9 protein-coding genes and 1 pseudogene are annotated in these 11,829 nt (G+C 59.9%); 3 read left to right on the top strand and 7 right to left on the bottom strand.

The window, feature by feature from the left end:
- Positions 1–342: 342 nt before the first annotated feature.
- From JCM15831_RS01340 to JCM15831_RS15695, 3 genes and pseudogenes are all read right to left on the bottom strand, one after another.
- The gene (locus JCM15831_RS01340) at positions 343–1,914 is read right to left on the bottom strand and encodes a 2-isopropylmalate synthase (protein WP_025822157.1); all 1,572 of its coding nucleotides are present in this window, start codon (positions 1,912–1,914) and stop codon (positions 343–345) included.
- A complete protein-coding gene (locus JCM15831_RS01335) occupies positions 1,911–2,096 on the bottom strand; it encodes a hypothetical protein (RefSeq protein ID WP_025822155.1) in 186 nt (61 codons plus the stop codon). Before JCM15831_RS01335 ends, JCM15831_RS01340 begins: the two co-directional genes overlap by 4 nt.
- A gap of 55 nt (positions 2,097–2,151) precedes the next feature.
- Positions 2,152–2,987 (bottom strand): annotated as a pseudogene (locus tag JCM15831_RS15695) (N-acetylmuramoyl-L-alanine amidase family protein).
- 542 nt (positions 2,988–3,529) lie between these two features.
- Between JCM15831_RS15695 and JCM15831_RS01320 the strand changes: the two are divergent.
- Entirely contained in the window at positions 3,530–6,343 is a 2,814-nt protein-coding gene (locus JCM15831_RS01320) for an Rne/Rng family ribonuclease (protein ID WP_025822153.1), read from the top strand.
- Positions 6,344–6,417: 74 nt separating this feature from the next.
- On the opposite strand, the gene JCM15831_RS20745 is transcribed toward JCM15831_RS01320, so the two are convergent.
- From JCM15831_RS20745 to xseA, 3 genes are all read right to left on the bottom strand, one after another.
- Positions 6,418–6,576 (bottom strand): LytTR family transcriptional regulator DNA-binding domain-containing protein, encoded by a 159-nt coding sequence (locus JCM15831_RS20745; RefSeq protein WP_232227916.1) that lies wholly within the window; start codon positions 6,574–6,576, stop codon positions 6,418–6,420.
- Between the two features lie 353 nt (positions 6,577–6,929).
- On the bottom strand, positions 6,930–7,295 hold the full coding sequence (locus JCM15831_RS01305; protein WP_025822149.1) for a hypothetical protein: 366 nt from the start codon (positions 7,293–7,295) through the stop codon (positions 6,930–6,932).
- On the bottom strand, positions 7,292–8,743 hold the full coding sequence (xseA, locus tag JCM15831_RS01300; protein ID WP_025822147.1) for an exodeoxyribonuclease VII large subunit: 1,452 nt from the start codon (positions 8,741–8,743) through the stop codon (positions 7,292–7,294). The genes JCM15831_RS01305 and xseA overlap by 4 nt, the downstream gene beginning before the upstream one ends.
- Positions 8,744–8,802: 59 nt before the next feature.
- On the opposite strand from xseA, the gene purD reads away from it, so the two are divergent.
- The gene (gene purD / locus JCM15831_RS01295; RefSeq protein ID WP_025822145.1) at positions 8,803–10,059 is read left to right on the top strand and encodes a phosphoribosylamine--glycine ligase; all 1,257 of its coding nucleotides are present in this window, start codon (positions 8,803–8,805) and stop codon (positions 10,057–10,059) included.
- Positions 10,060–10,337: 278 nt separating this feature from the next.
- On the opposite strand, the gene JCM15831_RS01285 is transcribed toward purD, so the two are convergent.
- Positions 10,338–10,619, bottom strand: coding sequence for a hypothetical protein (locus tag JCM15831_RS01285; protein WP_025822143.1), 282 nt, complete (start codon positions 10,617–10,619; stop codon positions 10,338–10,340).
- A gap of 233 nt (positions 10,620–10,852) precedes the next feature.
- On the opposite strand from JCM15831_RS01285, the gene JCM15831_RS15690 reads away from it, so the two are divergent.
- Positions 10,853–11,767, top strand: coding sequence for an acyltransferase family protein (locus tag JCM15831_RS15690; protein ID WP_084490492.1), 915 nt, complete (start codon positions 10,853–10,855; stop codon positions 11,765–11,767).
- Positions 11,768–11,829 lie beyond the last annotated feature (62 nt).

Raw genomic sequence — 11,829 nt, 5'->3', positions numbered from 1 at the left:
GCAGCCACCACACCCAACAGGCCGAGCAATCAGGGCAATTACTACAATCAGCCCCAGCAGGCCTATCCGCAGCAATATCCGGCTGGCTATGCCCAGCCCGGCTACCCGGCAACGCAGCAAACCCGCTATCCCCAGCAAGCCTACCCGCAACAGACCTATCCTGCGCAGCGGGATACTCCGGGTACCAGAACGGCTACTGAGCCCCCCTCGCTCACGAGCAACAAAAAACCTCTCGCCTCCTACGAGGTCGAGAGGTTTTTTGTATCGTCACAGGCACGCCAACAAGGACATTTTCGGCTCCCTAAAACAGAGACGAGAACACTGCGCAAAAATGCTCGTCGATCAGACCGGGAGCGCTTCCGGTTCAGCACGCGTCCGCTTGACCATCAATTTATTCAGGGCGTGCACATAAGCGCGCACCGCGGAAACGATGGTATCGGCGTCCGCTCCCTGTCCGTCCACCATCTTGCCGCCCTCTTGCAGTCTGACAGTCGTCTTCGCCTGAGCATCGGTTCCTTCGGTAACAGCCCCGACGGAGAACAGCTCGAGCACCGCATCATGCGGGAAAATCTCGCCGATCGCCTTGAACGCCGCGTCAACCGGACCGTTACCCGTGACCTTGGCCGATTTCGCAACACCATCGACCTGCAGCTCAAGCTCTGCTTCGGCCGGACGCTTCGAGCCCGCGGCAAGATCGAGCGAGACAAAACGGATGCGATCATGATCACGCGTTTCGTCATCGACCAGCGCACGGATATCGTCGTCGAACACGGTCTTCTTCTGATCCGCCAGAGCCTTGAAGCGCTCAAACGCATCCTGGATCTTCTCATCGGGCAGCGCGTATCCCAGCGACTTCAGCTTGTCGCGGAAGGCGGCTCGGCCTGAATGCTTGCCCAGCACCAGAGACGTCTTGCTCCAGCCCACACTTTCAGGAGTCATGATTTCATAGGTAGCGGCGTTCTTCAGAATACCGTCCTGATGAATACCACTTTCATGGGCGAAGGCATTGCGCCCGACAATGGCCTTGTTCGGCTGAACGTCGAAACCGGTGATATTGGCCAGCAGACGTGACATGCCGAGAAGACGCGGCGTCTCGATGCGGTTTTGGAACGGGATCTTGTCGCGACGCGTGCGAATTGCCATGACGATTTCTTCGAGCGCGGCGTTCCCTGCCCGCTCACCGATACCGTTGATGGTGCACTCGATCTGACGCGCACCGCCCGCGACAGCGGCCAAGGTGTTGGCAACGGCCAGCCCCAGATCGTTATGATTATGGGTCGAGAAAATCACCTTCTCCGCGCCCGGCACGCGCTCGCGCAGCATCGTGAAAATGGCCTGCAATTCGTCGGGCGTCGTGAAACCGACCGTATCGGGAATATTGATCGTCGTTGCGCCGTGACGAATGGCTGTCTCGACGCAGCGGCACAAAAAATCCGGCTCGGTGCGTGAGCCGTCTTCGGCTGACCACTGCACGTCATCGGTGAAGTGGCGCGACGCCTTGTTGCCTTCCGCAATCAGGTCCAGCACCGTTTCGGGCTCCATACGGAGCTTGTATTTCATGTGCAGCGGAGACGTGGAAATGAAGTTATGGATGCGGCGGCGCGGCGCCTTGGCGATTGCCTCGCCCGCTGCTTCGATGTCGCGCTTGCCACCGCTGCGCGCCAATCCGCAGACCACCGCTTCGCGCACGGTTTCCGCTATCTTCTGCACGCTCTCAAAATCGCCCGGTGAGGCGACAGGAAATCCGGCTTCGATCACGTCCACGCCCAGCTCTTCGAGCGCCTTCGCCATACGGATCTTCTCTTCGAGATTCATCGAGAAGCCCGGCGATTGCTCGCCGTCACGCAGGGTCGTGTCGAAAATGATTACGCGGTCGTCAGCAACCGTACCGAACGATGGATGAGAAATAGTCATGGATTTTTCTTTTCATAGCTTTGGGCAACACGATCATGATCCCCCTGAACGCGCCAGACTGACTGGCGGCGAAATGCGTTCAGGCTGATAAGTCGAAGCGTACGAAGAAGGAGGCCCGGGCACAGCTGATCGCGTGCAATCGCACGACGCATGATGCCAACAGAGGGGGCCAGAATTTCCATGACATCCCTCCTACTCCATAACGGCAGCCATTGCCTAGCACTCCGCGGCAATTTTCTAGCCTGAACGGGTCGGGCTCGTTCCCACGCCTCGAAAATAGCGGTCGATCGCGGCATTCATGGCACTGGCAACCTGCTGACGATAAATGCCCTGACGAAGCGCTGCCTCGTCATGCCGGTTGGACATAAAGCCCATTTCGACCAGGACAGACGGAATATCGGCCGATTTGAGCACGACGAAGCCAGCGTGACGCGCGGGGTGCGCAAGAGCCCGATACGCGGTTTGAACGCCGAGACGACACTTGCTGCCATATGAGCTGATCCGCGTCGCGTTTCCTCATGAACGAGACTGGTCAGAATAGCCTGCACTTCCGACGACATGCCGTGAAACGCAGGACCGGCAAAACGATCGGCATTGTTTTCCGTCTGAGCCAGAGAGGCTGTCTGCGCATCCGACGCACCGTTGGACAATGTATAGACGCTTGCGCCCCGCACGCCCGGATCGTGCAAGGCGTCGGCATGCATGGAAATGAAGAGCTGAGCCTTATGCCGGTGCGCCAGATCGACGCGCCCCTCAAGGGGAATGAAATGATCGTCTGCACGGGTCATCACCACATCATAGTGACCTGCTGCCTTGATCTGACGATAAAGCTCTTTTGCTGCTGCAGCAGCTATATGCTTTTCGTAGGTGCCGCTTACTCCGATCGCGCCGGGATCTTTCCCTCCATGGCCGGGGTCGAGCATGACAACAGGCTTCGGTGGCTGTGCTTTCCCCGTGATGGCAGGAGCTTTTTTGCCCTTACCTCCATGAGTCCCGTGATGCACGGCGGCGAGCGCTGCCTCACCTGAGAGAAGAGATGGGCTCGCCATAGCCGCTCCGATCAAACCATGCATCTGGCGGCGGGTCGGCTTCAGGAAGGGCATGGAACAACCTTTGGGGAAGGACGGCGACAGCCCATTTTCTGGCATCGCAATGCGGTGTCAACATGGCAAAGCACGAGTCTTGCGCGAGGCCGTATTTTCGGTCATCCTGAAGGAGAAGGATTACGAGACGGTTGATCCGGCGACAGGGACAGGGCTCAGCTCTCCAACGCGCCGCTCCCGTCTTCCGTCATGCTTCGCGCGCCATCATGGTTTGCAAGAGCCCCTCCCTTCCGCCGGCCCACGCCGCAGGAACGTCAGGAGAGGATAGACTTCGAACCCCGGGGCGCAGATGACAACTCGTTGGGGCCGCATGAAATCTGCCAGTCTCGTTTTGTGGAAAACTACCGGATCGGGCGATGCCCGTCTTCCGACGCTGTTCCGCGAGCGCTGGCTTGATGGCTCCTTATTTTTCAAAAGTCCTCGACATTCTGCCGCACGCGCCGGAACAGCCACTGTGTCTCCACAGGGCCTGGAACCGGGCGTGACAAGGGCCGACCGGAGTTTCCCTTTATATGAACAAGCGTATGCTGATCGACACCACCCACGCGGAAGAAACCCGCGTCGTGGTTATGGATGGTGATCGTCTCGAAGATTATGACATCGAAACATCATCCAAGAAGCAGATCAAAGGTAACATTTATCTCGCCAAAGTAATCCGCGTCGAGCCGAGCCTGCAGGCCGCCTTCGTCGATTACGGCGGCAACCGCCACGGCTTCCTGGCCTTCAGTGAAATCCACCCGGATTACTTCCAGATCCCGGTTGCCGACCGCGAAAAGCTGCTCGCCCTTCAGGACGAAGATCTCCGTGCGGATGAGCGCGTCGAGGCCGAGAGCGAGAGCGCCGCTTCCGAAGAGCCCGAGACCGCAGAACAGAACACCTACGATGCGCGCCCCGAAACCGTCGGTGGCGAGCATGACACGGGTGACGAAGGGGCAGCCGCTCGCCGCACCGCCCGCTTCCTGCGCAACTACAAAATTCAGGAAGTCATTCGTCGCCGCCAGATCCTGCTGGTGCAGGTCGTCAAGGAAGAACGTGGCAACAAGGGCGCTGCCCTGACCACCTATGTTTCGCTGGCTGGTCGCTATTGCGTTCTGATGCCCAACGCCCTGCGCGGCGGTGGCGTCTCGCGCAAGATCACGTCTGACAGCGACCGCAAGCGCCTGCGCGATATCATTGCCGAGCTCGAACTGCCGCGTGGCATGGCAATGATCGTCCGTACCGCAGGCGCTCAGCGTCCGGGTCCGGAAATCACACGCGACTGCGAATATCTGCTCCAGCTCTGGGACGATATCCGCAACCACACGCTGTCTTCCGTTGCACCGACGCTCATCTATGAAGAAGCCAGCCTGATCAAGCGCGCCATCCGCGACGTGTTCAGCAAGGACATCGAAGAGATCGTTATCGACGGTGAACCGGCCTGGAAGAACGCGCGCGAATTCATGCGCCTCCTGATGCCGCACAACGTCAACAAGGTGAAACTCTGGCGCGACCAGAGCCAGAGCCTGTTCGGCCGCTATCATGTCGAGGGTCATCTCGACGCGATCTTCTCTCCGACAGCCCAGCTCAAATCGGGTGGCTATCTGGTCATCAACCAGACAGAAGCGCTTGTCTCGATCGACGTGAACTCCGGCCGCTCGACCGGTCAGCGTAACATCGAAGATACGGCCGTAAGGACCAATCTCGAAGCCGCTGACGAAGTCGCGCGCCAGCTGCGCCTGCGTGATCTTGCCGGACTTGTCGTGATCGATTTCATCGACATGGAAAGCCGCAAGCATAACTCCATGGTGGAAAAGCGCCTCAAGGATGCGCTGCGCTCCGACCGCGCGCGGATCCAGATTGGCCAGATTTCTCATTTCGGCCTGCTGGAAATGTCGCGCCAGCGCCTGCGTCCCTCGATTTCCGAGGCGGTTCTTGTCGCCTGCCCGCATTGCCAGGGCACGGGTCATGTGCGCGGCATCGAAAGTGCGGCACTCCACGTTCTGCGCGCGCTCGAAGAGGAAGGGCTCAAGCAGAAAGCTGCCGAGATCAGCGTTCACATCACCTCGGGCATCGCGCTGTATGTTCTCAACAACAAGCGTGAGTGGCTGGGCGAGATCGAACAGCGCCATCGCATGCGCGTCTTCTTCCAGCCGGATGACAGCCTGACACCAGCCGATCTGCGTATCGAACGCCTGCGCGCGCAGGTTCCGGCAGAGCCCCGTGCTCCGCAGGCCCACGCTCAGGTCATTGAGGCAGAACCGCAGGCAAAGGCTATTCCCTCGGTATCGTCTTATGAGGAGCACGATCAGGACGCCGAGATCGGTTCGGGAGAGGAAACTCATCACGAGACCTCGCTCAGCGACAACGCGCGGGAAGAAAGCCGGGAGGATGGGGGCCGTCGCCGTCGCCGTCGTCGTCGTCGCAATGGCCGTCGCTCGGACGACACACGTGACACCCACGAGGCAGCAGAAGCCGCTGTGGAACACCAGGAAGAGCCTGCCGAAGCAACCGCGGCACCTCAGGAAGAGACTTCCACAGACAACGCTGAAGCGCTGATCGTACCGGGACGTCGTCGCATGCGCACCCGTCGCGTGTCGCGTGAAGAGCGCGTTCCTGCCGAGCAGGTCCGCGAGGCTCGTTCCGGTGAAGAACGTCGTGACGACGAGCGTCGCACTACACCTGAAAAGCGTGAGAACCGCTGGGTCGGCCCGACACCGGCCAATCCCTTCGGTGGTGGCTCGTTCGATATCTTCGATATGATCGAACAGGCTGAGTCCCGTCTCGGCAAGCCGTCTGCGGTCAACACGGAGCCAAAGCCGACCGTCACCTCGACGACCGATGCCAATGTGGAAAAGGCAGAAGCCGTTTCGCCCGCTCCTCAGGCCGAAGTGTCACGCACCGGAGCGGAAAGCCAGAAGCCTGCGGGGAGAGGTCGCCCCCGTCGCAAACCCGCCGCTGCAGAGCAGGCTGAACCGGTTCCGACAGAGACGGTTGCAACTGACTCAGCCCCGGTTCCAGAGCCGGTTGCTGTTGCCGAAGCAGATCAGGACAAGCCCGCTCCCCGTCGTCGCGGTCGCCCCCGCAAGACGCCGGTCGCGGCTGTCGTCAGCGAAGGCAAAGCAGAAGAGGTTGCTGCGTCTGAACCCGTGGCCGAGGTAGAGGCACCCAAGCCTCGTCGCGGTCGCCCGGCCACCCGCAAGGTCGCTGAGGAAACGGCAGCCCCGGCAGCGAAAAAGCCGCGTGCGACGAAAGCCAAGCCCAAGGCTGAAGAACCCGCCGCAGCGCAGCCCATCAATGTCGATGAGGTTGCACCGGCGAAGCCGCGCACAGGCTGGTGGAAGCGCTGAGTCAGTCAGCCTTTCATTGAACACAACCAGAAAACGGGGCGGCCTCTACCGCCCCGTTTTTTTATGACTGAGTTTCAGGCATTATCCTTCAGCCATCCAGCGTCGCGAAGCCGGACGACATGGGCACGAGACACCGGCACACTGACATCGTTGACCAGATAAAGACGCAAGGACCTCGGAGCTCCTTCCCATCGTGCAACGGCTTTTCGCGCGACCCACCAGGAGCGATGCACCTGAAAGCCGTCACATCCGGCCTGACGTGCAAGAGCATCGCGAAACAGGCCATGAACGAACGGGAAGGCAGAAATACGAGATTGTCTGTATGGGCTGAGCCAACCCCGAGGTCAGTCGAGCCGGTTCGGGAGAGCCTTCCGAAGCAGCCGGAGTTCCATCTTGTGCCTCTCGCAGGCCACTTCGATCTTCTGGCCCCTTGCCGGGCAGGCTATGAGAGCCTGCCGATCTGCCGGAGCGCGCCAGAATTCAATCGTGTTCTATTCCACTCGGAGTTCAATGCTGCCTTGGTGCGCTTCTTTGACAGAAATTTGGCACCTCAGGTCAGAGCAACCAGGGAATAACCGTTTACCCTTTAGCGGCAGACGCTCCGTGCCCCCGACGCGGCGATATAGGTGCCGGTGAGCGGATCGAAGCAGGCATTCTGAGGACAGGCACTGCCCGACGCCAGACCATCACCGAAGACCTTCGCCCCCATGCGATTGGTCTCCTGCTGCACGGCACCGCAGAGCGGCGTGCTTTGGGGCGCGGAGGGGTCATTGGTCAGGAGCGCTTCATTGGCAGGAGGCGTCTCTGCCGTCATGCCGGGCGCAAAATCCTGCGAGGGCTGACGGGGCGAGATCTGGGCAGCAGACTGAGAGGGGCTGGGCTCTGAACATCCTGCAAGCAGAGCGATCGCGAACAGTCCGGCACTCCAGCCGGCAAGAGAGAAATGCTTCATAACCCGAGTGTCCCCTGTTCTTCCTGTTCCGTCCCGAGAGGATCGAGCCGTCCCTGACGGGCGCCGTCAGCAAAGCGCAATGAGATCGCTCCGCCACGAGGCCGTCCAGAGGCTGTCGTCACCGGTTTTCCGCGACTATCCTGCACCAATGCATAGCCTCGCGCCAAGACGGCCTCTGGCGAAACGGCTTCAAGCCGCCCCGCGATCCCGGCCAGCCTTGCATGATCGAGGCCCAGCCGCGCCGTAAAACTCTCCGTTCCGAGGCGAGCATGGGCAAAACCAGCCCGTTCCCGCTGCATGCGGTGCCTGATCCCTGAGGAAAGCGCGGCACTTGCAAGGCCGAGCCCCGCCTGTTTCTGCCCGAGAAAATGAGCGGCGGAAGGTAAACGCCCTTCCAGCCCCATGAGGCGTTGCCGCGCACGCGATGCCACCATGGGCAAAGCCAGCTCCAGACGCTGACCGCGCTCATCAAGCCGGAAACGCGCCGTTTCGAGCAATGTCGGTAAATCCGGCAGTCGCGCTATCACCTGATCGGCCCGTGCACGGGCGACCTGCAACTGGCGTGACAACGCGCCCGCCAGACGCGCGCCGCGATGAGCAAGATCGGCCACCATCTCCGAACGCAGCGGCACTGCCATTTCGGCAGCAGCCGTCGGCGTGGGCGCGCGCTGATCGGAGACGTAGTCGATCAGGGTCGTATCGGTCTCATGGCCGACAGCAGAGATAAGCGGGATCGGACAGGCAGCAACCGCGCGAAGCACAGTCTCATCGTTAAACGCCATGAGATCTTCGAGCGACCCGCCCCCGCGCGCCACGATCAGGAGATCGGGAATCAAATCGGGACGGCCAGGAACGCGGGAAAATCCCTCGATCGCCGCCGTGATCTGGGCCGCAGCCCCCTCGCCCTGCACGGCGACCGGCCAGACGAGGACCGAGCGGGGAAAGCGACGCGACAACGTGGTCAGAATATCATGCAGCACAGCGCCCCGGCTCGAGGTCACAAGACCGATCAGCCGCGGCAGGAACGGGATCTTCTTTTTACGCTCAGCGTCGAACAGCCCTTCAGCCAATAATTTCTGACGCAGCTTTTCGATTTTGGCGAGAAGAGCCCCCTCTCCGGCAAAGCTCATCTGATCGATCACAAGCTGGTAGCTCGAACGGTCGCCATAGGCCGAGACCCGGCCGGTTGCGATCACCTCAATACCGTTCTCCGGTGCCATCCCCAGACGGGAAACCGAACCCCGCCAGATAACGCCAGAAATCTTACCGCCCTGATCTTTCAGGGAAAGATAGACATGCCCCGAGGGGTACCGCTTGAGCTCGGTAATTTCGCCGCGCACGCGCACACGGGCAAATCCCCCCTCAAGCGTTCGCTTGATGGCGCCCGAAATTTCACTGACCGAATATTCAGGGACGTTACCGCCCGCACTCTGATCGTTTTCGCTCATGAGCGCAGTCTATGCTACGGAACGCGGGCTACGACCAGTCAGAACAGGATAGAATGACGATGCGGGTGTTACTTGTCGGATCAGGCGGACGCGAACATGCTCTGGCAGCCTGCCTCTCACGCTCTCCCGAGCTCGAGGCACTGTACATTGCGCCCGGAAATCCGGGTATGGCCCCTCTCGGCACACTGCTGCCAATCGCCGCCGATGATGTTGCCGCACTCGTCGCCTTCGCAAAAGAACAGCGAATCGATCTTGTCGTCCCAGGCCCTGAGGCACCGCTTGTCGCCGGGCTGACCGATCTTTGCATCGAAGCCGGAATTGCCTGCGCGGGGCCGAGCCAGGCAGCCAGTGCGCTCGAGGGCAGCAAGAGCTTCACCAAGGATGTGGCCGATGCCGCAGGCATTCCCACGGCACGATGGGAGCGTTTTGAAGAACCGGAGGCAGCGCTGGCTTTCGTCCGCCGTCGCGGCGCACCGATTGTTATCAAGGCTGATGGGCTGGCAGCTGGTAAGGGCGTTATTGTCGCCCAGTCTCTCGAAGAAGCAGAAAGCGCCATTATCGACATTCTGACCGATCGCAGCTTCGGCGAAGCCGGGGCGAGCATCGTGATCGAAGAATGCCTTGTCGGAGAGGAAGTATCCCTTTTTGCTTTCTGCTCGGACAACGACGCGGTGCTGATCGGGGCGGCGCGCGACCATAAGCGCATTGGCGAAGGCGATACCGGCCCCAATACCGGAGGCATGGGCGCAATCTCTCCCCCTCCCCAATTCGACCGCAACGCGCAGGAAAAAGCGCTCGACATCATGGTGCGGCCAATGCTGGCCGAAATGGTGCGTCGTGGCACCCCGTTCAGGGGGATCATCTTTGCAGGGCTGATGCTGACAGAGGATGGCCCTAAGCTTATCGAATATAATGTGCGTTTCGGCGATCCTGAGGCCCAGGCGCTTCTGATCCGTCTCGATTCAGATCTGCTCCCTGTCCTGAAAGCCCTCGCCGAAGGACGGCTCGACAACGCCGCGATCCGCTTTACGGACGAAGCGTCGATCTCGATCGTTCTCGCCGCAAGTGGCTATCCCGGCACCCCGACCAAGGGTAGCGCCATACGGGGCATCGACCGTGCAGAAGCCGTTCCGGGCGTCTCTGTCTTTCAGGCGGGAACAGCCCTTAACGAAAATGTTCTTGTGGCTTCGGGAGGCCGTGTATTGACCGTTTGCGCCAAGGCCGAGACTGCAGAGCAGGCACGTGCTCGCGCTTATGAGGGCGTGGCCGCTATCGAATGGACGGACGGCATCTTCAGACGCGATATCGGCCTCTGAATAACCCTCAAACCCAACGCCCCTGAGAAAAAACTCTCAGGGGCGTTGGCTTATTTCGCGTCATGAGGCCATGTCGGACTTTCTTGCCGGACTTGAGTGATGACGCGTTATTTGGAAAGAGACCGAGGGGCCAAATTACGCCGGGTCCATCTGAATTTCTTTTTCAAGCGACGTGTTCGCATAAGAACCTCCCTCTGAAACGCCCCTCATTTCCAACGGGGCATGATCGGTCAGAATCTTCCTCACCTTACTTTTCGGGACATGCGACGGCCCGACCGTCACAACGACCGGCTCATTGCGAGATCGACACTCCCGATAAAGGGCCACTTGACGGGATCGGCTTGAGGATGGCGGCGGATGATCGTTGATAAGCCACGCCCAGGGCTCATCGGGCGATGCAGCTCATTTTCAGGCTGAATGGCCATTTCCGGTTCGGCCCCGGCGACCAGACGATATTGGTGAATGGACGCTGAGGGGATCTCGGATCCCAGAAGGTCATCGACAGCAATTTGTGCATGACGGGCTGTGTCGAATACCGCAGTAATCATCTGCTGCATCATCCTATACTCCGTGTTGTCGTGAAGAAATCATCGACAAAAGAATGATAACCGATCCAGATGACGAATCCCTTTTCTCACATCATCTTGATGCGAGAAAAGTTCATACTCAGGCCTCATCACTGAAGAAACACCACGAATTTTGTGAAAGATAACCCCAGATCAGATTATTCAAGCTTCGGATCGCCTTGATCGACGACCGAGGGGTGTATCGTCGCCCTGATTTCGACTGAAAAATGAAACTGTTAATGGAGACTGAATTACGAGGGGATGCCACTTTGAAGACTTCTACCTTACCCCCTCCGCTCCCAGTCGACGGCCTTAAACGCAATAATGGAGTCGATTGCTTGCGCGGCATCGCCATTCTACTGGTGGTTATCCATCACCTGGCGCTGCGATTTCCTCTTACAGAGACCGACCTTTCCCGCTACCTGCCGCAGCGCCTGCTCAGGGCGCTCACCTGGGATGGCCCCAAAGGTGTCACCCTGTTTTTCGTCATTTCCGGCTTTCTCATCACGACTCATATGGTCCAACGCTGGGGGAACCCGGCACGCCTCGATCTTTACGACTTCGTCAGCCGACGTGTCGCCCGCATCATGCCCTGTCTGATCGGCCTGATCGTCATCATCTCCCTGCTTGGGGCTCTTCGCGTGCCCAGCTTCGTTCCGCTCTCTGCCGGTCAGAGCCTTGGCGGAGCTGCCTTCTCCGCCCTCTTCAAGCATCTCAACGTCTACGAAGCTCGCACCGGCTATCTTCCTGCCTATTGGGACGTCTTGTGGTCCCTTTCGGTCGAAAAGCTGTTTTACCTTGCCTTCCCCCTCGTCTGTCTGACCCTTGGGCGATACCGAGGCGGCTTACTGACCTGCGCCCTTGTGCTTGCTCTGGCGGCTCCGTGGTGCGAATGGATCCTGCGGAACTCTCCGGAAATCTGGCAGGAGAAAGCCTACGGGCCGGGCCTGTGCGCCATTGCGACAGGCGTCGTAACAGCCTTCTCTTCCGCTCCGCGGTCTCGGCAAACAGCCAAAGATCGACCGCCTTCGCCGGGTGGTGCGGCGCAGGCGGACTTTGCGCCTACTTATTTTGGGGCTCTGTCGTATGGTCCCTCTTTTCATGGGCGACGCCACTCTTTTTCAACGCGTCCATCGCTTTGACCTTATGGGCGTTCGCTCGGGACTGGGGGGCGACAGCAACGCGAAGCGGCACAGGGTGGCTC

The sequence above is a fragment of the Asaia astilbis JCM 15831 genome (genome assembly GCF_000613845.1).
Classification (GTDB): domain Bacteria; phylum Pseudomonadota; class Alphaproteobacteria; order Acetobacterales; family Acetobacteraceae; genus Asaia; species Asaia astilbis.
Note: the sequence above shows the minus strand (reverse complement) of the source record. Positions and strands in the feature narration are given on the sequence as shown.

Bases quoted from the DNA above. Each gene is read 5' to 3' on its own strand.
- JCM15831_RS01340 (WP_025822157.1), bottom strand. From the start codon at position 1,914: ATGACTATTTCTCATCCATCGTTCGGTACGGTTGCTGACGACCGCGTA.
- JCM15831_RS01335 (WP_025822155.1), bottom strand. From the start codon at position 2,096: ATGGAAATTCTGGCCCCCTCTGTTGGCATCATGCGTCGTGCGATTGCA.
- JCM15831_RS01320 (WP_025822153.1), top strand. From the start codon at position 3,530: ATGAACAAGCGTATGCTGATCGACACCACCCACGCGGAAGAAACCCGC.
- JCM15831_RS01305 (WP_025822149.1), bottom strand. From the start codon at position 7,295: ATGAAGCATTTCTCTCTTGCCGGCTGGAGTGCCGGACTGTTCGCGATC.
- xseA (WP_025822147.1), bottom strand. From the start codon at position 8,743: ATGAGCGAAAACGATCAGAGTGCGGGCGGTAACGTCCCTGAATATTCG.
- purD (WP_025822145.1), top strand. From the start codon at position 8,803: ATGCGGGTGTTACTTGTCGGATCAGGCGGACGCGAACATGCTCTGGCA.
- JCM15831_RS01285 (WP_025822143.1), bottom strand. From the start codon at position 10,619: ATGATGCAGCAGATGATTACTGCGGTATTCGACACAGCCCGTCATGCA.
- JCM15831_RS15690 (WP_084490492.1), top strand. From the start codon at position 10,853: ATGAAACTGTTAATGGAGACTGAATTACGAGGGGATGCCACTTTGAAG.